Below are 23,502 nucleotides of genomic sequence, written 5' to 3'. Positions count from 1 at the left end.
TAAGACAAGACTATTGCCTTATATCGATTAATTACTTTGTTTGAACGCAAATTGCATAAGGGAAAGCGCGCACTGCGTAACTAAGTCACAACCGTCATCCTCCTGCAGGCCTTAAAAAGGTCACCGTGGCGTGTGCGTACCCCGCACATGCCAATAACAAAACAGACCTCAGGAGGGTCGCATGAAACTTGATCGTAAAGATTGGGAGTGGGTGCTGACGTGTTTCGGCACCGCCGTAGGCGCCGGCATTCTCTTCCTTCCCATCCGTGCCGGCCTCGGCGGTATCTGGCCGACGCTGATCCTGACCGCCATCATCTTCCCGGTGACCTATGTCGCGCACCGCGGCATTACCCGGGTGGTCGCTTCGTGCAGCAAGGCGACCGACATCGTCGGCGCGGTCGAGCATGATCTGGGCCGCAATGTCGGCTTTGCCACCTCGGTACTCTATTTCCTGTCGATCATCACGATTTGCGTCGGCTACGCCACCGGGATAACCAACATCGTGTCGTCGTTTCTGACGAACCAGATGGGCGTCAGCGAAGTGTCCCGCCCGGTGCTGACCTTCGTGCTGCTGGTTGGCCTGACCAGCGTGATCCTCGCTGGCGAAAAGATCATGGTCCGCGTGACCTCGATCATCACCTTTCCGCTGATCATCCTGCTGGCGTTGCTGTCGCTGTACATGATTCCGCACTGGAACAGCGCCGTGATCACCGCCCCGACCACCGGCGGCGATGTGATGAAAAACCTGCTACTGCTGTTCCCGGTGCTGGTATTCGCGATGAATTTCTCGCCGGTATGCTCGACGCTCGGCGCGTCGTATCGCGCGAAATACCCGGTTGAAGAGGCGGTCAAGCGCACGGACGGCATCATCAAGTGGACGTCGCTGATCCTGCTCGTGTTCGTGATGTTCTTCGTGGTGTCGATGCTGCTGACGACAACGCCGGCGATGCTGGCCGAAGCGCAGGCCAAGAACGTCGACATCCTGACCGTGCTGTCGCTGGCCGTGGATCAACCTTTCCTCAAATACGTGATCCCGCTGATCGCCTTTCTGGCGATCGCCAGTTCGTACTTCGGCCATTTCGTCGGCACCCGCGAGGGTCTGGTCGGCATCATCACGCGACTGATGACCTGGAAGAACCCTGCCGATGAAGCGAATCTCGACAAGCAGCGCATCAACCGGGTGGTGACGGTGTTGATGATGGTCGGCCTGTGGTTCCTCGCCGTATACAACCCGCCGATCCTGAAAATCATCGGCGCGCTGTCGGCACCGATCATCGCAATCTACGCCTACCTGATGCCGGTGATGCTGATGAAGCGTGTGCCACGACTGACGATCTATCGTTCGTCGTTCGCCAGCTTCGTCTTTGTCATGGGTCTCGTGGGGATTGCCGGCGACTTTGTCGGCAGCTATCTCTGATCCTTCGATCGTGAATGCAGGCCGCGCCCACCGCGCGGCCTTTTCCACATTGTTTGCCGGGCGGCGATCCTGTCCGGCTGGAACTTGCCATGCTCAGCGTCTTCGATATGTTCAAAATCGGTATTGGGCCATCCAGCTCGCATACCGTCGGCCCGATGCTGGCCGCCAAACGTTTCGCCGATTCCCTGCTGGATCACCCTGATCGCGCACGGATCGCCCACGTCACGATCGATCTGTATGGTTCACTCGCGCTGACCGGCAAGGGGCATGGCACCGTCGAGGCCATGCTCAATGGGCTGGAAGGCAAGGAGCCGAAGACGGTCGATCCGGCATCGGTCGTGCCGCGTGCACAAGCGCTGATGCAGGAAGGCGCGACCCTGTTGCTCGGCGGGCGGCTGCCGGTGCCGTTCCATGGCCGCCGCGATGTCCTGCTGCACATGCATGCATTTTTACCGAAGCACGCCAACGGCCTGCGTTGCCGTGCCAGAAGCGAAGACGGCGTCTTGATCGCCGAGACGGTGTTTTACTCGATCGGTGGTGGCTTCATCGTGACCGATGACGAGTTCGGTCAGCCAAGTAGCGAGCGCGCGGCACCGCCTTACCCGTTTGCCAATGCGCAGGAGCTGATGGCGCATTGCGAGCGCGAACGCAAGTCGATCGCGCAGATCGTCATGGCCAACGAAATGACTTGGCTGGACGAGGCGGCAATCCGCGACGGCTTGCTGGAAATCGCCGCAGTGATGAAGGACTGCGTCGAAAGCGGTTGCCGCCACGAAGGCGATCTGCCCGGTGGCTACGGCGTCAAACGCCGGGCGCCGGCGATTTTCCGCCGCATCGTCTCATTGCAGCTGGCGGGGCGTACCGATGTGATGCTCTGGCCGATGCTGTATGCCATTGCCGTCTCGGAAGAAAACGCCGCGGGCGGGCGCATCGTCACGGCGCCGACCAATGGTGCGGCCGGCATCATTCCATCGGTCTTGCAGTACTACCGCAACTTCCACCCGCGCGCCGACGATCAGGGCATCGTCGATTTCCTGCTCACCGCGGCGGCCGTTGGCATGCTGTACAAGATGAACGCGTCGATCTCCGGAGCCGAAGTCGGCTGCCAGGGCGAGGTCGGCGTTGCGTGCTCGATGGCGGCAGCCGGCTATTGCGCGGTCAGCGGCGGCAATCTGGCGCAGGTCGAGAATGCCGCCGAGATCGCCATGGAGCACCACCTCGGGCTGACGTGCGACCCGGTCGGCGGGCTGGTGCAGATACCCTGCGTCGAGCGCAATGGGGTGGCGGCGGAGAAGGCGATCAAATGCGCCCAACTGGCGATCATCGAGGATGGCCGTCACAAGATCAGCCTCGATCAGGTCATTGAAACCATGTACCGCACCGGCATGGATATGCAGAACAAGTACAAGGAAACCTCGCTGGGCGGGCTTGCGCTCACCGTCGGCGTTCCTGCGTGCTGACATAAGTCTCGCACAAGGACACTCCCGCACTGCAATGCCCCTACGTCAATGAGGGGCATTTCTTTTGCGTATATCATCAGTCCCTAATATCATTCGGTAGCAATGGTGTTGGCAACAATTATTACAAAAACTTTCTTGAAAACTACTAAATGCCTTTGGAGAGGAATGATGCTTGTGGGTGGACACCATGACAGTTAAAGCACGATTAATCACACTGATTGCGGCCTTCGCCGCCGTACTGGCCTTGCTTTCCGGGCTGGGCATCTATCAATTGAACCGGATCAATAACCACGTTGTTGAAATCAATCACAACGTGATTCCCGGCCTCCGGCATTTGAACGAAGCGAACGTTTCCTTTCAGCGGATGCGTGTCACGACCTTCCGCCACATCAACGCGATGAGCACACAGGAGCAGTCCGAGCTCGAGAAACGGATCACGAGCTACAAGGACAAAATCGAGCAGGCGCTCAACGACTACGAAAAGAACGTACTCGACACTCAGGACCAGAAAGACGTCGGCCTGCTTGCGGCCGATCGCGACAGCATTCGGAACTACCTGCAAATCCAGGACGAGGCGTTGGCACTGTCCCGGCTGGCACAGCGTGGTGATGCAAACGATCTGCTGATGAAGCGTTACGGCGATTCGCAGCGCGTTGCGGCCGCACTCGATGCGCACGCCAAGTACAACGAAGCGTGGTCCGACCAGCAGGCCAAGGCGGCCCACGAGACATTCAGCAGTGCCGTTACCCAATCCCTGCTGTGTCTTTTGGTCGGTCTTGCCGGCGCCGGCGTATTTGGCTGGATCAGCTATCGCGCCATCGTGCTGCCGCTCAACGGCATGCGTGATGCGATTCGCGGTGTCGAGCAGGATCTGGATTTCAAGCGCCGTGCCACGACCGATGGCAAGGGTGAAGTTGGCGAGGCGATCACTGCGTTCAATCGCTTGATGGACCGCGTTCACCGTAGCCTGGGCCAGTTGCAGCGCGCGGCCGGTGATGTCGCCGGTTCGGCCGGCGAGTTGTCAGATGCATCGGGACACGTGGCCAAAAGCGCCAATGCCCAGAGCGATGCCACCTCCAGCATGGCGTCGTCGGTCGAACAGATGACCGTCAGTATCAGTCATGTATCCGATCGGGCTGGCGAGGCGAACAATCTGGCGCGTGAATCGGGCCAGTTGGCACAGCAGGGACGCGATGTCATCGGTCGCACTGTCGACGAAATCAACCAGATCGCCCAAGGGGTGGGCGAGGCGGCAGCGCGGCTGACAGAGCTTGAGCGGCAGACACAGCAGATTTCGTCGGTGATCGGCGTGATCCGCGACGTGGCCGATCAAACCAATCTGCTGGCGCTGAACGCGGCGATCGAAGCGGCGCGTGCCGGCGAGCAGGGTCGCGGTTTCGCGGTCGTCGCCGACGAGGTCCGCAAGCTGGCTGAACGTACCGCACGGTCGACGTCGGAGATCTCGCAGATCATCGAAACCGTCGGCGAACGGGCGCAGCGTTCGGTCGCCGGGATGAACCAGGCCGTTGAACTGGTCAAATCCGGCGTGGCGCAAGCCGATATGGCACGCGATGTGATTGGCCAGATCGGTGACAAGGCGGGTCAAACGGTACAGATGGTCAACGATATCTCGGCCGCGCTGCGTGAGCAGTCCCTGGCGAGTGCCAATATCGCCCAGCAAGTTGAGCGGATTGCGCAGATGACCGAGGAAAACAGTGCAATAGCCGAGCAGACCAATGGCTCGGCCAGGCAATTGGGTGAAGTGGCAACCAATATGCAGCGCGAGACGGCGCAATACCGGATCTGACCGGTGAGGCTGCTGCATCCGGCCCCGTTTATTCGAGTACGCAGGAGAAGGTTGGAAAAAAAACGGCCCGTTATCGGGCCGTTTTATATGTATGACTGGCGAACTGGCGGCTAATGCTTGGGCTTGCCCCAGCTGCCGCTGCTCTTGACCGGCGCCGCTTTCTTTTGCGCCGTGCCACTATCGTCCGCGCTCAGATAGGCCGACTTGATGCCCTCGGCCAGCTCAAGCACCGCGCTCGCGTACAGCGTGCTCTTGTTGTAGCGGGTGATGACGTAGAAATTCGTGTAGCCGAGGTAGTAGCGAGTGAAGTCGGGCTCGGTGTCGAGCGCGAACAGCACGGCTTTTCGCTGCGGGTCGACCTCGTTCAGCGGCGCAATGCCCTTGGCCATCATCTCGGCCACGGTGTAATGCAGATTGAATTTGTCGGCCAGCAAGGCCTCGATCTGGTCGCTGTCGACATTGACGACATCCATCGTCGGCCCGCCTTGCTCCCAGCCGTGCGCGGCCAGGTAATTACCGATGCTGGCGATGGCGTCGTCGGCATTGTTCCAGATGTCGCGATGATGGTCGCCATTCCAGTCGACCGCGTACTGGCGGAAACTCGACGGCATGAATTGCGGCCAGCCCATGGCGCCGGCGTACGAGCCCTTGAACGACAGCGGGTCCTCACCTTCCTCGCGCGCCAGCAGCAGGAACTGCGTCAGTTCTTTCCTGAAAAAGTCGGCGCGGCGCGGGTAGTCGAAGGCAACCGTCGACAGCGCGTCGATCACGCGGAAGCTGCCGGTGTTGCTGCCGTAATTGGTTTCGGCGCCGAGGATCGCAACGATGACTTCGGGCGACACGCCGTAACGCGTCGAGACCGCCGCGAGCGTAGCGGCATTCGCTCGCCAGAACTTGGCGCCGGCCTTGATGCGCGTCGGGTTCACGAAGTTGCCGCGAAACTGGTACCACGGGCGGCTGGTCGACGGGCGATCGAGGATGTCGATGATGTTCGGCTTGAGCTGGACCGCAGCGAACAAGGTATCGAGCTTGTCGCGCGACAGGTTTTCGCTGGCGGCGACTTCGTCGAGATACTGCCGGACGTCGGGTCGGGCGATCAGTGCGTCGTCGGCGAACGCCGGCGCGGCCAGGGCAAAGGAGAGCAGGGTGCTGAGCAGGGTAATGCGCATGAGGTCCTCAACCGGCAGCGCCGGGCTAGGTGTGTAGCGGAATTATTGTGACAGCGCACTCGACAACAGTTTGGCGGTGACGTTGACGATCGGAATGACGCGTTCGTAGGCCATCCGGGTCGGGCCGATCACGCCGAGCGTGCCGACGATTTCGCCATTGGCGCGGTACGGTGCAGTAATGACCGAGCAGTCGCCCAGTGGTTCGAGTCCGGATTCGCCGCCGATGTAGATCTGCACGCCATCGGCGCGATTGCCGACGTCGAGTAGTTGCAATAACGCGGTCTTGCGGTCGAACAGTTCGAACAGCTGACGTAGCCGGCCCATGTTTGACGCCAGATCATCACTGTCGAGCAGGTTGCGTTCGCCCGAAATCAGCACGGTATCGTTGCCGGGTGCAGCCATCGCATCTTGCGCCGCCGCGTTGAGCAGGGTGACCAGCTCACCTTTCAGCGCGTGCACTTCGGCTTCGACGACGCCGCGCAGATGGCCGAAGGTCTTGCCGGCGCAATGGGCGTTGAGGAAGTTGGCGGCCTCGGTCAACTGTGCCGGCGAATACGCTGCTTGCGTGGTCAGGATGCGGTTTTGCACGTCGCCATCGGCCGTCACCAGGATCAGCAGGACGCGGTTCTCGCCCAGCTGCAGGAATTCGATGTGCGTCAGGATGGCTTCCTGCCGCTTGGGTAGCATGACCACGCCTGCAAAGTGGGTCAGCTGCGAGACCAGTTGCGAGGCCGCGGCGATCGAGCGTTGCGGATTGCCCTTGGGCAGGCCGCCGACGCCCGGCGTGGCATTGTGTTCGAGCCGGTCGAGCGATTGCATGATCATCAGCGAATCGACAAAGAACCGGTAACCGCGCGCGGTCGGAATCCGCCCGGCCGAGGTGTGCGGGCTGGCGATGAAACCGAGGTCTTCGAGCTCGGCCATGACGTTGCGGATCGTCGCCGGACTGACGACGAGACCACTGGCCTGCGACAGGGTCTTCGACCCGACCGGTTGGCCATCGGCAATATACCGTTCGACAAGCGTGGTAAGCAGGTGTTGGGCGCGTTCGCTGAGCATGCTCAGATTCTAACGCCGTTGCCGTGTGCGTGCCCGGGGTGGCTATGGTTTAATTCCGGGCATGCGTGGTGGCCGGCGTCCTGTATCCGGCTGCCCATATGGAAAAGCCATGACAATTTTGTTCAAGACCGTGGCGCTGGTTGGCCGCCGCAATACCCCAACCATCGCCGAGCCGATGGCACGCCTGGCCGCAATGCTTGCCGCCCGCGGCGCCAGCGTGCTGATCGAAGAGGAAGCTGCCGTCGAGCACGGCATCGCCGACCACCCGAAGGTGGCGCGAGACATGATCGGCCGGCTCGCCGATCTCGTGATCGTGATGGGGGGAGACGGCACCATGCTGGGCGTCGCGCGGCTGGTGGCGCCGTACCGGATTCCGCTGATCGGCGTGAATCAGGGGCGACTGGGCTTCATGACCGATGTGCCGCTCGGTGAAATGGAAAAGGTCATCGGCGATATGCTGGCCGGCGCCTTTGTTCCCGAGGAACGCATCCTGCTGGAAACGACGATCTGCCGTGGCGATGAGGAGTTCGGCCCGTCACTGGCGTTCAACGACGTCGTGTTCAGTCGGGGCTCGACCGGTTCGATGATCGAATTCGAAATCATCATCGACCGCCAGTTCGTCTACAGCCAGCGCTCGGACGGCCTGATCGTCAGTACCCCGACCGGCTCGACCGCGTACGCGCTGGCGTCGGGCGGGCCGATCCTGCACCCGAGCCTGCCGGCGGTGACGCTGGTGCCGATCTGCCCGCAATCGCTGTCGAACCGGCCGATCGTCGTCAGCGACGATGCCGAGGTCGAGTTCCTGCTGACCCGCGCCAACGATGCGCGGGTGTACTTCGACAATCAGTCGGATTTCGAGCTGCGCGAGCATGACCGCGTCCGCATCCGTCGCTACCGCAACACACTGCGTATCCTGCATCCGGTGGGATACAACTATTACGACATGCTCCGGGCCAAGCTGCACTGGGGCCACAAGCTGCAATAACCGTCAAAACGACTCGGGATATCCACAACGCATGCTGCTCTCGCTCAGGCTCAAGAACTTCGTCATCGTCGACGAACTCGCGCTCGATTTCACGGCCGGCCTCACGGTACTGACCGGCGAAACCGGCGCAGGCAAATCGATCGTGCTCGACGCGCTCGGCCTGCTGCTCGGGGACAGGGCCGAAAGCGGCATCATTCGTCACGGCTGCGAACGGGCGGAGCTGGCCGCCGAGTTCGAACTGAGCGATGTGCCGGCAGCCAGTGCGTGGCTGATCGAATCGGACCTGGTGGACGCCGACCCGGAGCGGCTGGTGCTGCGCCGGACCATCGACGTCCACGGCAAAAACCGCGCTTTCATCAACGGCAGCCCCGCCACGCTGGCACAGCTCAAAGCCGTCGGCGAGCTGCTGGTCGACATCCACGGCCAGCACGCGCATCAGCGGCTGTTGCGTGCCGAAGTGCAACGCCAGGTGCTCGATAGCTATGCCGGCGCCGAGGCGGTGGCGGCCGAGCTGGCCGATGCATGGCGCGGCTGGCGCAAGCTGGCCGACGAACTGGATGCGGCGCATCGCAATGCCGCGACGTTCGAAGCCGAGCGTGAGCGCTTGCAATGGCAGATCGACGAGGTCGCCGCGCTGGCGATGATTGATGACGAGTGGTCGGGGCTGCAGGCCGAGCACAAGCGGCTGCACCACGCGGCCAGCCTGATCGACGGCGTGCAAGCCGCCTTGCTGGCGCTGGCCGACGGCGATGACAATTGCCAAGGCTGGCTCGGCGGTGCGCAGCACCGTGTCGACGAACTGGCGGGCTACGACGATGGTCTGGCCGAGGCGAGGGAACTGCTGGCATCGACCGACGCACAACTGACCGAAGCGGTGAACACCTTGCGCCGCTATGCCGATGGGCTTGAGCTCGATCCGCAGCGCCTTGCCGATGTCGAAGCACGGATGGATGCGATCTGGCGCACCGCGCGCAAGTATCGCAGCGAGCCCGAACAACTGGGCGGCTTGCTGGCGGAATGGCAAGCACGGCTGGATACGCTCGGCGGTCGCGATGGCTTGGCGCGATTTGAAGCCGATGTCGCTGCAGCAGAAAAGGCCGCGCAGGCGCTGGCCAAATCGCTGAGCAGCCAGCGTCGGGCCGCGGCACCGAAACTGGCCGAGGCGGTGACGCGCGAGATGCGTCCGCTGGCGCTGGCCGACAGCCGTTTCGAGATCGCTTTGACGCCGCTCGACAAACTCTCGGCCCACGGCGCCGAAGGCATCGAATTCCTGGTCGGCCACGGTGACACGCCGGCACGGGCGATGGCCAAGATCGTGTCGGGCGGTGAGTTGTCGCGGATCAGTCTGGCCTTGCAGGTGATTGCGGCGACGCAGGGTGGCATTTCGACCTTTGTTTTCGACGAGGTCGACGTCGGTATCGGTGGCCGCGTGGCCGAAATCGTCGGCCGGTTGCTGGCCGATCTGGGCGCGAATCGGCAGGTGCTGTGCATTACCCATCTGCCGCAGGTGGCTGCTTGTGGCCATCAGCACCTGCAGGTCAGCAAGGCCAATACCCCGGCCGGCATCGTCAGTGCGGTGCGGCCGCTATCCAGCGACGAGCGCATCGAGGAAATCGCCCGGATGCTTGGCGGCGTCGAAATCACCGAAACCACGCGGCGCCACGCGGCCGAGCTGCTCGGCCTGGTTCAATCCGCATGAGCGACGCTGTTCTTTCGTCGGCGCCGGCCTGGACCGACGCCGATGCCGGCTTCATGCGCGAAGCGCTGATCGAAGCGGGGCGTGCATACGCATTGGGCGAGGTGCCGGTCGGCGCTGTCGTGGTGCTCGATGGTGAAATCGTCGGCCGCGGTTGCAACCAGCCGATCACCTTGCACGACCCGAGCGCCCACGCCGAAATGCTGGCGCTGCGTGATGCTGCGCAGCGGCTGGGCAACTACCGGCTGCCCGGTGCAACGCTGTACGTGACGCTGGAACCCTGCCTGATGTGCGCCGGCGCAATGCTGCACGCACGGCTGGCACGCATCATCTATGCCACCACCGACCCGAAGACCGGTGCAGCTGGCAGCGTGATCAATCCCTTCCCCGATCGACGCCTCAACCACCAGACCGACGTGGTTGGCGGGCTGCTTGCCGATGAAGCCGCCGAGCAGTTGCGGGCGTTTTTCCGCGAACGCCGCGCGGCCGACAAGGCGCGGCGCGGCGCCGCAGCCGGAACGCCGCACGACGTGTGACATTTGCGCGTCAGCGCAATGCAGCATCGTCGGTAGTCGGCAAGGCCGACGCTACACTGACCTCGCCATCCGCGGCGGCTTCACCGTCGCGCAGTATTCTAATAAATGGGGGGTTGTTGAATGAAACGTCTGGTCTTGCCGCTCTTGCTCGCAGCGGCGTTTGCACACGCAGACAGCGTGGTGTTCGAGGATAACTTCGAGGGTGATCTGGCCAAATGGGTCGGCCAGCGCGGCGACGGCTCGGTGCCGATGAACGTGACGCTGATCGATGATCCGCTCAAGCCCGGCAACAAAGTCGCGCGCTTCGACAAGCCGGTTTACGGCGGCGATATTTTCACCAAGCAGCAGTTTCCCGAAGGCAAGTACGTGTTGTCGTTCGACTACCTCGGCACCTGCGGCGGCAACTGCGGCGGCGTGATCGGCGTGACCGCCGAATTCCCGGGGCGCGACCAGTGGCTGGCCGGTACGGCCAATTCGGGCTTCCCGGACCGGATCAAGGACACCGGCAAGTGGGAGCACTACGACCTCGACTTCAAGGGCCGCTTCGACTTCCATCTGGCGCTTGAGCAATGGACCAGCTCGGCGGGTGCCGGCAAGGACATTTACTTCGACAACATCAAACTGGTGCAGAAGGGCGACGCCGCAGCGTCGGCCGGCACCAAGGCAGTCGCGGCTGTTGCCGTCACCGGCGTGCCGGCACCGAAGTCGCCGCAACTGGTCGGTTACTTTCCCGCGTGGGCGAAGCACAACAGCAACTATTGGGTGAAGGATGTCGATACGTCCGGCGCGGCAAAACGCCTGACCGTCATCAATTACGCCTTCGGCAACGTCAAGGACAACCGTTGCGTCGTCGGGGTCGAGGCCAAGGGCGTTGGTGCCGCAGCCGATGACTACTGGGATTCGGTGCCAAAAGAGCATACGCTCGACGGCAAGGTCGATCAGGGTGACAAGGGGCTGTTCGGTCATTGGAATCAGCTCAAACAGCTGAAGAAAGCCAACCCGAACCTCAAGGTCGTCATCAGCCTGGGCGGCTGGAGCTGGTCGAAGTACTTCTCCGACGCCGCGCTGCCGCAAAACCGCGAGGCCTTCGTCAAATCCTGCGTCGACGCCTACATCAAGGGCAATGTGCCGGACAAGCAGGGCAAGCTGGTCAACGGCCTTGCTGCCGGTGTCTTCGATGGTATCGACGTCGACTGGGAATACCCGGCGGCCGAAGGCGAGAAGGGCAATATCGTCCGCAAGGAAGACACCAAGAACTACACCGCCTTGCTTGCCGAATTCCGCAAGCAACTCGATGCAGTCAAGCCGGGGCTGTTGCTGACGATCGCGACGCCGGCAGCCAGTGACAAATCGGCAATGATGGAGCTGGACAAAATCCATCCGTCGCTCGACTTCATCAACATCATGACCTACGACTTCAGCAACGGCTGGGGCAACCAGAGTCAGCCGCACGCCAATCTGTACGGCGGCAAGAAGGACCAGTTCGCGATTGACTACACCGTGAAGGATTATCTCGACAAGGTGCCGTCACAGAAACTGGTGGTGGGCGTGCCGTTCTACGGCTACGGCTGGATGGTCAAGAGTACCGACAACAACGGCATGTATCAGCCGGCCAGTGGTCCGGCCAAGGGGCCGGTCGAGCAGGGTAGCAAGCCGTATGCGCAGATCAAGACCGCGCCGGGCCAGGTGTTCCGCGACGACAAGACCCGCGCCGTCTGGAAGTTGAACGGCAACGAAGTCTGGAACTACGACGATCCGCAGGTATTGCAGGAAAAAGTCGAGTTCGTGAAGAAAAACAAACTCGGCGGCGTGATGTTCTGGGAGCTGTCGAACGATACCGCCGACGGTGAACTCAGCAAGACGCTGGCAGATGCGCTGAAGAAGTAAACCTTCTCGCCGACATCAAGGGCGCCTTCGGGCGCCTTTTTCACGTGTGCACGATGCCGAGCGTCTTCGAACAGGCGGGCGCACTCTGTTAGAATCGGCGGTTCGTTCCACCTCACGCACTTACCATGCTCAGCCTCTACAACACCCTCGCACGCGAGAAGCAAGTCTTCACCCCCATCCATGCCGGCAAGGTCGACATGTATGTCTGCGGCATGACGGTGTACGACTACTGTCACCTCGGTCATGCGCGGGTGATGGTGGTGTTCGACATGGTGGCGCGCTGGCTGCGTGCGTCGGGGTATGACGTCAACTACGTACGCAACATTACCGACATCGACGACAAGATCATCAAGCGCGCGCTGGAAAATGGCGAATCGATCAATGCGCTGACCGCGCGCTTCATCGCAGCAATGGACGAAGACGCCGCCGCATTGGGCGTGCAAAAGCCCGATCACGAACCGCGCGCGACCGAGTTCGTTGGCCAGATGCACGCGTTGATCGGCAAGTTGATCGAGAACGGCCTCGCTTACCCGGCGCCGAATGGCGACGTGTACTACGCAGTGCGCAAGTTCGACGGCTACGGCAAGCTCTCGGGCAAAAGCCTGGAAGACCTGCGCGCCGGCGAGCGCGTCGATGTCGACGTCAACAAGCAGGATCCGCTCGATTTCGTGTTGTGGAAAGCCGCGAAGATCGACGAGCCGGCCGACGCCAAATGGGCGTCGCCGTGGGGCGAAGGCCGTCCGGGCTGGCATATCGAATGCTCGGCAATGAGCTGCCACCATCTCGGCAGTCATTTCGATATCCACGGTGGCGGCGCGGATCTGCAGTTCCCGCACCACGAGAACGAAATCGCCCAGTCCGAAGGCGCCAGCGGTCACGCTTACGTGAACTACTGGATGCACAACGGGTTCATCCGCGTCGACAACGAGAAAATGTCCAAAAGTCTGGGCAACTTCTTCACGATTCGCGAAGTGCTGCAGAAGTTCGACGCCGAAGTGGTGCGCTTCTTCATCCTGCGCGCTCACTACCGCAGCCCGCTCAACTACTCGGACGTACACCTGAACGACGCCAAGAATGCGCTGACCCGGTTGTACACCGCGCTCAAGGGCGTGCCGCCGGCCGAGGTCGCCATCGACTGGCAGAGCCCGTACGCGGCGCGCTTCAAAGCCGCGATGGATGACGATTTCAATACCGTCGAGGCAATGGCGGTCTTGTTCGAGCTGGCGCACGAGGCCAACCGGCAGCAATCGGCGCAATTGTCGGGCGAGTTGAAAGCATTGGCCGCCGTGCTGGGCCTGCTTGAGCGTGATCCACAAGCCTTCCTGCAGGGGCAGGGGGGCGATGCCGGCGAGTGGACCGCCGACAAGGTCGAGGCTGCGATTGCGGCACGCAAGGCTGCGAGAGTCGCGAAGAACTGGGCCGAATCCGATCGCCTGCGCGACGAGCTGGCCGCCGCCGGTATCGTGATCGAGGATGGGCCGCAGGGAACCAGCTGGCGCCGCCAGTAACGTGCCCTCCGGAAAACGGCCTCATCGAGGCCGTTTTCTTTCCCCTCATTACCCGCATACAATGGTGACGGGTATTTTGTGACTAGCGACTCATTCAGCCATGCGCCACCCAGACGACCGCCAAACCGCCGAATTGCCGGGACTTCCCGTCACCAAAAAGAGAGGCCGCCCCTCGATTGGTGCCAAGGCCATGACCCCGGCCGAGCGCAAGCGCCGCAGCCGGTTCAATCAGCTGCAGCGCGCGCTGCAGAGCAAGGACGTCGCCAATACGCAGATCCCCGCCCAGCTGAACGCCGTGGTCGACGAATCGACACGGCGCTACCTCGTGGCGGCAGCGCGGGAGCAGGGTACGACGGTCGGCAAACTGATTGATCAGTTGGTGGCGGCAGAGCGCCACCGGCAGGAAGAGGCGAAGCGCCCCGCATTCGAACTTGTCCCGCAGAGCGCGCCTACGCCCCGACGTTGAATGGGCGTCAAACCGTACGGACGATCAGTCCGGCTTTTGCTCCAGCACCGATAGTTCGACGTACGAAACAAAAAACTGCGCCGGCTCGACGGTATCGTCCCCCAGCGTCCAGGCATCATCCATCGTGCCGTTGTCGGCAGAGGCTTTTTGCCAGAGTTCGGCCAAGCGCTTTTCGCTCAGTCCGTGCTGGCGCCCGAAAGCGATGGCATCACGCTTGGCGGCACGGTAGCAAGGAATGGCTCGACGGCCGAATTCGCTGCTTGCCGGATCGATGCTCTCGGGGATGGCCCGCAAGCACGTCACAAACGCCTGCGTCACCGGCCCGTCAGACGCAGGCACTGACGCCGCGAATGCAAGCGTGGTCATGGGGGCGGCGCACAGCGCCAATATGGCTTTGAGGATGTTTCGGTTTCTCATGGGCGAAGCATAACGTGACGGGTGATTGGCAGTGAACGGATTCCTGCCGGGGCGTGTGAATTTAGCCGCAATGGTGTCGAAGCCGATCGGCACCGGAACTCTGTCGCACGCCAGCCTTCTCCGGACCACGGTGGCCAAGGCCTCGGGGCTTTGAAAAAGGCGATATGCCCCCATGTTTCTTTTGTTCCACACAGCCCAGTGCGGAGCCAACTTTCATGAGATCCGGGGTCAAGCATGTCGTAGCCCTGAGCCGGCTTCGGGATGCCCGGTCGGCGCGATTGACCGTTCCCGCTCACTGACGCACGGAAGCCATTCATGTCCCACGCCAATGCCGAGGCCAAGCTGCCACCTTTGATTTTGACAATAGTTACGCGCGCGAGCTGCAGGGGCTTTACGTGGACTGGCAGCCGGCCGAGGTGCCGCAGCCCGCGCTGAAGTTCCTCAACCGGCCGCTGGCGACGGAGCTGGGCCTGAGCGCCGATGACCTGGCCGCGCCCGGCGGCGTTGCCGTACTGGCCGGCAACCGCGTTCCGACGGGCGCCAGCCCGCTGGCGCAGGCCTACGCAGGCCACCAGTTCGGCGGCTTCTCGCCGCGACTGGGTGATGGCCGGGCCTTGCTACTTGGCGAGGTCGTCGATCGCCACGGGCAGCGGCGTGACATTGCCTTCAAGGGCTCCGGGCGCACGCCTTTTTCCCGTGGCGGCGATGGCAAGGCCACGCTGGGGCCGGTGCTGCGCGAAGTGCTGATGGGCGAGGCCATGCACGCACTGGGCATTCCCACTACGCGGGCTTTGGCTGCCGTGAGTACCGGAGAGCAGGTGTTCCGCGAGACGCCCTTGCCCGGCGCGGTGCTCACGCGCGTGGCGGCTAGCCACCTGCGCGTGGGCACCTTCCAGTACTTTGCAGCGCGGCAGGATCTGGACAGACTGCAACGGCTGACCGATTACGCCATTGCGCGCCACGACCCGGCGCTGGCCACGCACGAGCGGCCTGCGCTGGCCTTGCTGGGCGCGGTGTGCGAACGGCAGGCGCGGCTGATCGCGCAATGGATGTCGGTGGGTTTCATTCATGGTGTGATGAATACCGACAATATGACGATTTCCGGCGAAACCATCGATTATGGTCCCTGTGCTTTTCTGGAAGCCTATGACCCGGCCACGGTGTTCAGCTCGATCGACCGTGACGGCCGCTACGCCTACGGTCGTCAGCCCGGTATCGCGCAATGGAATCTGGCGCGTCTTGCCGAGGCGCTCCTGCCGCTGATCGATGCCGATGCCGAGCGCGCCGCTACGCTGGCTTTCGATGTGCTGAAGGGGTTTGGCGATCGCTACACGCTGCACGATCTGGCGCTCTGGCGTGCCAAGCTCGGCTTGGTGGGCGAGCAACAGGGGGATGCCGTCCTGCGCGATGACTGGCTGGCATTGTTGCAGCGTGGTCAGGTCGATTTCACCCTCGGTTGCCGCAGCCTCGTTGATGCGGCACAAGGGCGCGCCGAGGCTTTTGAGAGCCTGACGCAGGCCGTGCACGCCGAGGCCGCAGCATGGCTACAGCGCTGGCACACCCGCCGCAATCAGGGCGCGGGCGAGGAGGGTGTTCTGCTTGCAATGCGTCGCGCCAGTCCAGCCTATATCCCCCGCAACCATTTGGTGGAGGCTGCCCTGCAAGCCGCCGTGCACGATAGCGATCTCGGCCCTTTTGAGCAGCTGCTGACCGTGCTGCGTAATCCTTTTGACGCGCGGCCCGAGCACAAGGAGTACGCGCAGCCGGCATTGCCGGAGCAAACCCGGGTCTATCAAACGTTTTGTGGTACCTGATGTATTGGCGTTTCCCTCGTTCTCACCAACGCAAGGAGCACTTCATGCAAATCGATACAGACCCCGGCCTGCCTGGCATCCTTGGTCAGGCCGCGCCTGAGCTGGGTGTGCGCCAATGGGTGGATGCAGCCGGCCAGCCACTGGCTTCCTATGGGCTGGCGGAAATGCCCGGTGCCTACAAACTGCTGTTTTGTTTTCAAGATGCCTGCCCGGGTTGCCATAGCCACGGTTTTCCCAGCCTGATTAAATTGGTGGAAGGTCTGCGCGGCTCGCGCATCGTCAGCTTTGCGGCCGTTCAAACGGCGTTTGAAGACTTTGAAGCCAACAACTATGAGCGCATGCTGGCCGCCCAACAGCGGTACGCGCTGTTGATCCCTTTTGGCCATGATGCGGGCGAAGGGCGGCATGGGGCCGGCTCGGTGCTGATGGAGCGCTTCCGAAATGGCGGCACGCCCTGGTTCATCGTGATCGACCCCGACGGCAACGTGGTCTACAACCACTTCCACATCGACGCGGACAAAACCATCGCTTTCTTCCGCCGGGCCGAAACGCAGCCACCACCAGCGGCCGTGCCGCCAGGAATACTGACCTGGCGCGAGGTATTGCAGCTGGCACGCGATGGCAATCCGCCACCACCCCGCCGTGTGGAACGCACCGACGAGCAGTGGCGCGCGGTCCTCACACCCGAGCAGTACCGCATCACCCGTCAGGCCGGCACCGAGCGCGCCCACAGCTCCGATTTGTGCAGTCTGTTCGAGCCGGGTCGCTACGCTTGCGTGTGCTGCGAAACCGAACTGTTCGACGCGGCCAGCAAATTCAAGAGCAGCAGCGGCTGGCCCAGTTTCACTCAGGCCATCGCACCCGGCGTGGTGGCCTATCACCGGGATGATGGTCACGGCATGGTCAGGATCGAAACCACGTGCAACGTCTGCGATGCCCATCTTGGCCATGTTTTTCCCGATGGCCCGGAACCCAGCGGCCTGCGCTATTGCATGAACGCCGTGGCCCTCAAAAAGCTGCCAGAGGCCTGAACTACCGTCGCGAATGGGGGATGTATACGCATCTGAGTAGGACCAGGGGCCGGGGCGGCCTCCGTCGTTGCGCTTTGTTGCGGCGGCGGAGACCTCCCCGGCCTTTCATTTGCAAAGTGTTTGGCGTTTGCCCGTCGTGGCCGGAGCGTCTGCGCATTGAGCCCGGCCGCAGACTCTCCTAGCCCCTTTCCTGTCACTCCCCAGTTCTTGGTGCCCTTGATTCCTCGTTTCAAACAAGGGCTTGATTTACCAGGTGAGGCGTATCCTTCTATCAGGTTCAAAAAGGAAAAAATAAAAACTGATCTATGGTCATAGCTTCGGAGTCGCGAACCATTGGTTGCGAATTATTTGAAGCCTATTTATTTTCAAGAAAGGGTGGGGGAATGAATATTCGCACAATTACCCTGACCATGGTTACGGCGTCGATAATGGTGTCAGTGCCATTGGCAACAAAAGCCAGTCACCATTTTGAGAGCAAGATTGCAATAGACCATCCTCAGTTTGACTTGACGGATGTCTATGTATTTGAGTCGGAGAAAAAAGGTTATACGGTCTTCAGTATGGACGTAAACCCAAGAACCGGTAGTGATGGCAAGCCCCAATTTGGTGAAAACGGCATATACAGCTTCCACATTGGCAATGATAAAGCCCTGTCGGGGCTAGGTATGACGTTTACGGTGCAGTTCAAAGAAGATCGTGCCATTTTTGGCCTGACAAAAGAGGGGGCCAACCTGGCTGTCGGCACGATAGGCAGTGCATTTGGTGAGGCGTCAATTGGAACAACAAAATCTTTTTCCAATGGCGTTCGTGTCTGGACGGGGAGTGCCCGTGATCAGTTTGTCGGTAATTCGGCGGGGATCAACAAATTCAGGAACGAACTATCGGCCGGAAAAGTAGATCTGACCAGTTTCAAAGACGGCGTGAATCTATTTCAAACCCTCTATAGCAGCGTGATCGTGATGGAGGTTCCGAACAAAATGCTTCCGCCGGAAATTTATGTGTACGCAACGACAGCACTCTACAACGTGGACAAATGGGAACAGGTCAACCGAATGGCCAATCCGTTGATGACTCATCTGTTCATGTTCAACAACAAGATGGAAATCTCCGAACACGTCGGACATCGACCGGATATGGATATCAAACAGCGCTATGTCGTTTCCGACTACACGCTGCGAGCGCTTAGTCTGGATAAGGAAAGCACCGTGAAGGATAAGGTGGCGTATGCGGATCGCCTAGCCGAGGAGCTGTTGCCTGACGTGATCCCCTATCGGGTGGGTACACCAGCGTCGTTCAAAATCGAAAAGATCAACGGCCGCAAACCCACTGACGATGCGATGGACGTGCAACTCAGCCGGTTTTTGGGTAGGCCGGTAACGGATTATGCAAACACCTTTGATCACCACCCGGACACATTTCCCTATGTGGTCAGCCCGAAGTAGTGGGGCAGGTGATTGATCCCATCGGCATGAACGGGGGCGCGATGATGGCTTATAGGAAAATACAGCTTAACGATAGCGTGACCATGCAGGTCATCGAATTTACCGAGCAAATGATGTCGGCAAGGTTCTGGTTTGCAGGCAAAGGCTTTGATGGCACGCATCAGCATAGCAATGAAGAAGTGAATGTCGTGTTGAACGGTGAATTCATGGCTACCAACGGGAGCGAACAATACCCCGCCCACCCCGGGCAGGTCGTACAAGTCGCTCCCAATACCGAACACAATATGGAGTGCCTGACGCCGACCGGCGAAATGATTTCGGTCTGGACGCCAGTGCGCCAGGATCTCATCAAGTATGCATTGACTGAAGAAATGTGAGCCCGTCTCCTTGCAGCTTGTCGGGCATGCAATCGGGATTGATTCGTACTGGCTAATCGCAAAATCCGGGGCGGGTGACGAAGTGGATTGCAAAGCAAGAGCAGCCATTGCGTCTTGCGTGGCGCAATTTGGCAAACTGGATATCTGGATCAACAATGCAGGCATTTTTCCCGAGATTTCAACGCTCGACATTACCGATGCCGACTATGATCGCCTGATGAACCTTAACCAGCGCGGCATGTTCCTCGCAGCGCGTGACGCCGCGCGCGAAATGGTGTGCAATCCGGCCGGCGGCGTCATCATCAACATCGTTTCCGTTTCGGCACTGATCGCAGCGACCAATTCGGCGCATTACGTCGCGGGCAAACATGCCATCGCGGGAGCAACTAAGGCCTTTGCCCGCGACCTCGCGCCGCACGGAATCCGGGTGATGGCTGTCGCACCCACCTTGATCCGCACACCGGGCGTCGAAACGGGACTGGCGGGCAGCGAGGAAAGCCGCAAGGCGCTTGAGGCATTCATCGATCGCATTCCGCTGGGCCGGCCGGGTGAGCCGGATGAAGTGGCGCGGTCGGTTTTCTTCGCGGCCAGTGATCTGTCTGCGTTCATGACGGGGTCAATGCTGCTCGTCGATGGCGGGGAGCTGGTGTGGTGAGGTGTTAGGCGCGTGCGTCACCTAGTTAACTTTACATAATATACATTATGCGACATTAAAGATGTGTTTGTTGTTGCGGTTTGATCTGGATCAGTTTTATCTTGGCGACCAAGAATTAATATGACATTGAATCATTGGTACTGATGGCTGTCCGATTCTTTGGTGCAAGGTTTTATGCAGCCCCAGCTGAGTCAAGCTGAATCGGCCCTGCCATCCGTTCAAGGCATTATTTTCAAAACCAAGGAGATACCCATGGCTGTTACTTCGGTACAGGAACTCGACGCTCTGGTTGCGCGTGTCAAGAAAGCGCAGCAACTGTTTGCGACCTACACCCAGGAGCAAGTCGACAATATTTTCCGGTGCGCAGCCCTGGCTGCCGCCGATGCGCGGATTCCGCTGGCCAAGCAGGCCGTCTCCGAAACCGGCATGGGCGTGCTTGAAGATAAGGTCATCAAGAATCACTTCGCATCCGAATACATCTACAACGCCTACAAGGACGAAAAGACCTGCGGCGTGCTGTCTACCGACGACGCGTTCGGCACGATCACGATCGCCGAACCGATCGGCATCATCTGTGGCATCGTGCCGACGACGAACCCGACGTCGACTGCCATCTTCAAGGCACTGATCTCGCTGAAAACCCGTAACGGCATCATTTTCAGCCCACACCCGCGCGCCAAGGATTCGACCAATGCCGCCGCGCGACTGGTGCTCGAGGCCGCCGTTGCAGCCGGCGCCCCGCGCGACATCATCGGCTGGATCGATGCGCCGAGCGTTGAGCTCTCGAATCACCTGATGAAGCACCCGGACGTCAATCTGATCCTCGCGACCGGTGGCCCGGGCATGGTCAAGGCCGCCTATTCGTCCGGCAAGCCGGCGATTGGCGTCGGCGCCGGCAACACCCCGGTTGTGGTCGACGAAACCGCCGACATCAAGCGCATGGTCGCGTCGATCCTGATGTCGAAGACCTTCGACAACGGCGTGGTGTGCGCGTCCGAACAGGCGGTGATCATCGTTGATGAAGTGTATGAAGCCGCCAAGGAACGCTTCTCGAAGAACGGTGGCCACATCCTGAGCAAGAAGGATGCTGAAGCCGTTCGCAAAGTCATCCTGATCAATGGCGGTCTGAATGCCAATATCGTCGGCCAGTCGGCGATCAAGATCGCCGAGATGGCGGGCATCAAGGTGCCGCCGTACACCAAGGTGCTGATCGGCGAAGTGACCTCGGTCGGTGAAGAAGAAGCCTTTGCGCACGAGAAACTCAGCCCGGTGCTCGGCATGTACCGCGCCAAGGATTTCTACGACGCGGTAACCAAGGCCGAGGCGCTGGTGGCGCTCGGCGGCATTGGCCACACCTCTGCCCTTTACACCGATCAGGATCTGCAAACCGAACGCATCAACTACTTCGGCGACAAGATGAAGACCGCGCGGATCCTGATCAATACGCCATCGTCGCAAGGCGGCATCGGCGACCTTTATAACTTCAAACTCGCGCCGTCGCTGACGCTGGGTTGCGGTTCATGGGGCGGTAACTCGATCTCCGAGAACGTTGGTCCGAAGCACCTGATCAACAAGAAAACCGTCGCCAAGAGGGCCGAAAACATGTTGTGGCACAAACTGCCGAAGAGCATCTATTTCCGCCGCGGTTGCCTGCCGATCGCACTCGAGGAGCTGAGCAACAAGAAGCGCGCCGCCATCGTGACCGGCCACTATCTGTTCAACAACGGCTTCTGCGACGAGACCATCCGCATCCTCAAGCAGATGGGCCTGGAAGTTGAAGTCTTCTACGACGTACCGGCCGACCCGACCCTTGAAGTGGTCCGCGCGGGCGTGGCGCTGCTGAACACCTTCAAGCCGGACGTGATCATTGCACTCGGCGGCGGCAGCCCGATGGATGCAGCCAAGATCATGTGGGTGATGTACGAGCACCCGGACGTCCACTTCGAGGAACTGGCGCTGCGCTTCATGGACATCCGCAAGCGCATCTACAAGTTCCCGAAGATGGGGGTGAAGGCCGAACTCGTGGCGATCCCGACGACGTCGGGCACCGGCTCGGAAGTGACGCCGTTTGCGGTGGTGACCGATGAGAAAACCGGCATGAAATACCCGATTGCCGATTACGAGCTCACGCCGAACATGGCAATCATCGACGCCAATCTGGTCATGGAGATGCCGAAGAGCCTGACCGCCTTTGGTGGCATCGACGCGGTGACGCACGCGCTTGAAGCCTACGCATCGGTGATGGCGACCGAGTACTCGGACCCGCAAGCACTGCAGGCGCTGAAGTTGCTGAAGGAGTACCTGCCCTCTGCCTACGCCAATGGCGCCAAGGACCCGAAGGCGCGCGAGCAGGTGCACAACGCGGCCACCATCGCCGGCATGTCGTTTGCCAACGCCTTCCTTGGTGTCTGCCACTCGATGGCACACAAGATTGGCGCCGAGTTCCATCTGGCGCACGGTCTGGCCAACGCCCTGCTGATCTCGAACGTGATTCGCTACAACTCGGTCGACATTCCGACCAAGCAGACCGCGTTCAGCCAGTATGACCGTCCGATCGGCAAGTGCCGCTATGCCGACATCGCCGAGCATCTCGGCCTGCCGGGCAAGAACGATGACCAGAAGGTCGAAGCGCTGATCGCCTGGGTCGACGAGATGAAGGCTGCCCTCGACATTCCGATGTCGATCCAGGCCGCCGGCGTGCCGGAGAAGGAGTTCCTTGCCAAGCTCGACGAAGTGGCCGAAGAAGCCTTCGACGACCAGTGCACCGGCGCCAACCCGCGCTACCCGCTGATCTCGGAGCTGAAGCAGCTGCTGCTCGACAGCTACTATGGCCGCCCGTACGTTGAAGCCTACGAGCGCGACCAAGCCAAGTAAGCGCATCTGCGTCCGCCAGAACGCCCAAGTACCGGGCAAGAAGAAAGCAAAGGCCACAAGCCTTTGCTTTCTTTTTTTGCCAGCAAGCTACGTGATTAATATCAGCGTTCTATTCTTCATGAGGTCAGATAACGCCAAGGAGAACCGTTGCTCATGAAGATCGGAACCATCCGCGAACAAGCGTTCGCCATGCCTTTCACCAACCCGGCATTTCCTGTCGGCCCCTATCGGTTCATAAATCGCGAATATTTCATCGTCACCTATCGCACCGACATGGCCAAGCTGCGCGAAGTCGTTCCCGAGCCGCTTGAAGTCACCGAAGCGCTGGTGCACTACGAATTCATCCGCATGCCCGATTCGACCGGTTTCGGGGATTACACCGAAAGCGGTCAGGTCATTCCGGTGACCTACAAGGGGCAGGCCGGCAGTTACACGCATGCCATGTATCTCGACAACCATCCGCCGATCGCAGGTGGCCGGGAATTGTGGGGGTTTCCGAAAAAGCTCGCCGCACCGCGCATGCAGGTCCACGACGACACCCTGGTTGGCGAGCTGGACTACGGCCCGGTCCGGGTAGCAACGGCGACGATGGGCTACAAGCACAAGACGCTTGATGCCCGGGTCGTCGAACAGGGGCTCGCCAGTACGCCGAACTTCCTGTTGAAAATCATTCCTCATGTCGACGGCACGCCGCGCATCTGCGAACTGGTGCGCTATCACCTGCAGGATGTTTCGGTCCGGGGCGCGTGGACCGGGCCGGCGGCGCTATCGCTTTTTCCGCATGCCCTGGCGCCGGTGGCTGACCTTCCCGTGCTGGAGGTACTCGAAGCGCGCCACATCGTTGCCGACCTGACCCTTGGTTTGGGTGAGGTTGCATTTGACTATCTGGCTTGAGCGGGGAC

The 23,502-nt window shown here is 60.8% G+C and carries 19 protein-coding genes; 16 read left to right on the top strand and 3 right to left on the bottom strand.

Annotated elements, in window-relative coordinates; genetic code table 11:
• Positions 1 to 181 precede the first annotated feature (181 nt).
• From R0382_RS15015 to R0382_RS15005, 3 genes are all read left to right on the top strand, one after another.
• On the top strand, positions 182 to 1,417 hold the full coding sequence (locus R0382_RS15015) for an amino acid permease (RefSeq protein ID WP_432720610.1): 1,236 nt from the start codon (positions 182 to 184) through the stop codon (positions 1,415 to 1,417).
• 89 nt (positions 1,418 to 1,506) lie between these two features.
• Positions 1,507 to 2,877: an L-serine ammonia-lyase gene (locus R0382_RS15010; RefSeq protein ID WP_432720609.1), complete on the top strand. Its 1,371-nt coding sequence runs from the start codon at positions 1,507 to 1,509 to the stop codon at positions 2,875 to 2,877.
• Positions 2,878 to 3,064: 187 nt separating this feature from the next.
• A complete protein-coding gene (locus tag R0382_RS15005; RefSeq protein WP_432720608.1) occupies positions 3,065 to 4,684 on the top strand; it encodes a methyl-accepting chemotaxis protein in 1,620 nt (539 codons plus the stop codon).
• Between the two features lie 110 nt (positions 4,685 to 4,794).
• On the opposite strand, the gene mltB is transcribed toward R0382_RS15005, so the two are convergent.
• A complete protein-coding gene (gene mltB / locus R0382_RS15000) occupies positions 4,795 to 5,853 on the bottom strand; it encodes a lytic murein transglycosylase B (RefSeq protein WP_432720607.1) in 1,059 nt (352 codons plus the stop codon).
• 42 nt (positions 5,854 to 5,895) lie between these two features.
• Positions 5,896 to 6,912: a heat-inducible transcriptional repressor HrcA gene (gene hrcA / locus R0382_RS14995; RefSeq protein WP_432720606.1), complete on the bottom strand. Its 1,017-nt coding sequence runs from the start codon at positions 6,910 to 6,912 to the stop codon at positions 5,896 to 5,898.
• A 109-nt stretch (positions 6,913 to 7,021) separates the two neighbouring features.
• On the opposite strand from hrcA, the gene R0382_RS14990 reads away from it, so the two are divergent.
• The 6 genes from R0382_RS14990 to R0382_RS14965 all read left to right on the top strand — a co-directional run bounded on the left by R0382_RS14990 (position 7,022) and on the right by R0382_RS14965 (position 13,990).
• The gene (locus R0382_RS14990; protein WP_432720605.1) at positions 7,022 to 7,897 is read left to right on the top strand and encodes an NAD kinase; all 876 of its coding nucleotides are present in this window, start codon (positions 7,022 to 7,024) and stop codon (positions 7,895 to 7,897) included.
• Between the two features lie 31 nt (positions 7,898 to 7,928).
• Entirely contained in the window at positions 7,929 to 9,596 is a 1,668-nt protein-coding gene (gene recN / locus R0382_RS14985) for a DNA repair protein RecN (protein WP_432720604.1), read from the top strand.
• Positions 9,593 to 10,129, top strand: a complete 537-nt coding sequence (tadA, locus tag R0382_RS14980) for a tRNA adenosine(34) deaminase TadA (protein WP_432720603.1) — start codon at positions 9,593 to 9,595, stop codon at positions 10,127 to 10,129. Before recN ends, tadA begins: the two co-directional genes overlap by 4 nt.
• A gap of 120 nt (positions 10,130 to 10,249) precedes the next feature.
• Positions 10,250 to 12,016 (top strand): glycoside hydrolase family 18 protein, encoded by a 1,767-nt coding sequence (locus tag R0382_RS14975; protein ID WP_432720602.1) that lies wholly within the window; start codon positions 10,250 to 10,252, stop codon positions 12,014 to 12,016.
• A gap of 125 nt (positions 12,017 to 12,141) precedes the next feature.
• Positions 12,142 to 13,524 (top strand): cysteine--tRNA ligase, encoded by a 1,383-nt coding sequence (gene cysS, locus R0382_RS14970; RefSeq protein ID WP_432720601.1) that lies wholly within the window; start codon positions 12,142 to 12,144, stop codon positions 13,522 to 13,524.
• A 190-nt stretch (positions 13,525 to 13,714) separates the two neighbouring features.
• Positions 13,715 to 13,990 carry a hypothetical protein gene (locus R0382_RS14965; protein WP_432720600.1) on the top strand — a complete coding sequence of 92 codons (276 nt, stop codon included), beginning with the start codon at positions 13,715 to 13,717 and terminating at the stop codon, positions 13,988 to 13,990.
• Between the two features lie 24 nt (positions 13,991 to 14,014).
• Here R0382_RS14965 and R0382_RS14960 read toward each other — a convergent pair whose 3' ends face one another.
• Positions 14,015 to 14,581: a hypothetical protein gene (locus R0382_RS14960; RefSeq protein WP_432720599.1), complete on the bottom strand. Its 567-nt coding sequence runs from the start codon at positions 14,579 to 14,581 to the stop codon at positions 14,015 to 14,017.
• A gap of 137 nt (positions 14,582 to 14,718) precedes the next feature.
• Here R0382_RS14960 and R0382_RS14955 point away from each other — a divergent pair, with 137 nt between their 5' ends.
• From R0382_RS14955 to R0382_RS14925, 7 genes are all read left to right on the top strand, one after another.
• Complete coding sequence (locus tag R0382_RS14955; RefSeq protein WP_432724178.1) at positions 14,719 to 16,221, top strand: protein adenylyltransferase SelO; 1,503 nt, start codon at positions 14,719 to 14,721, stop codon at positions 16,219 to 16,221.
• Between the two features lie 44 nt (positions 16,222 to 16,265).
• Positions 16,266 to 17,252 (top strand): peptide-methionine (R)-S-oxide reductase MsrB, encoded by a 987-nt coding sequence (gene msrB / locus R0382_RS14950; RefSeq protein WP_432720598.1) that lies wholly within the window; start codon positions 16,266 to 16,268, stop codon positions 17,250 to 17,252.
• A gap of 383 nt (positions 17,253 to 17,635) precedes the next feature.
• A complete protein-coding gene (locus R0382_RS14945; protein WP_432720597.1) occupies positions 17,636 to 18,694 on the top strand; it encodes a DUF4331 family protein in 1,059 nt (352 codons plus the stop codon).
• Positions 18,695 to 18,702: 8 nt separating this feature from the next.
• Positions 18,703 to 19,071 (top strand): cupin domain-containing protein, encoded by a 369-nt coding sequence (locus tag R0382_RS14940; protein WP_432720596.1) that lies wholly within the window; start codon positions 18,703 to 18,705, stop codon positions 19,069 to 19,071.
• Between the two features lie 82 nt (positions 19,072 to 19,153).
• Entirely contained in the window at positions 19,154 to 19,726 is a 573-nt protein-coding gene (locus R0382_RS14935) for an SDR family NAD(P)-dependent oxidoreductase (protein ID WP_432724176.1), read from the top strand.
• A gap of 252 nt (positions 19,727 to 19,978) precedes the next feature.
• The gene (gene adhE, locus R0382_RS14930; RefSeq protein WP_432720595.1) at positions 19,979 to 22,600 is read left to right on the top strand and encodes a bifunctional acetaldehyde-CoA/alcohol dehydrogenase; all 2,622 of its coding nucleotides are present in this window, start codon (positions 19,979 to 19,981) and stop codon (positions 22,598 to 22,600) included.
• A 153-nt stretch (positions 22,601 to 22,753) separates the two neighbouring features.
• Positions 22,754 to 23,494 carry an acetoacetate decarboxylase gene (locus tag R0382_RS14925; RefSeq protein ID WP_432720594.1) on the top strand — a complete coding sequence of 247 codons (741 nt, stop codon included), beginning with the start codon at positions 22,754 to 22,756 and terminating at the stop codon, positions 23,492 to 23,494.
• Positions 23,495 to 23,502: the final 8 nt, after the last annotated feature.

Origin of the sequence: Jeongeupia wiesaeckerbachi, assembly GCF_050916355.1 — a bacterium.
GTDB classification, from domain to species: domain Bacteria; phylum Pseudomonadota; class Gammaproteobacteria; order Burkholderiales; family Chitinibacteraceae; genus Jeongeupia; species Jeongeupia wiesaeckerbachi.
This window is presented reverse-complemented; position numbering and strand designations above follow the sequence as displayed.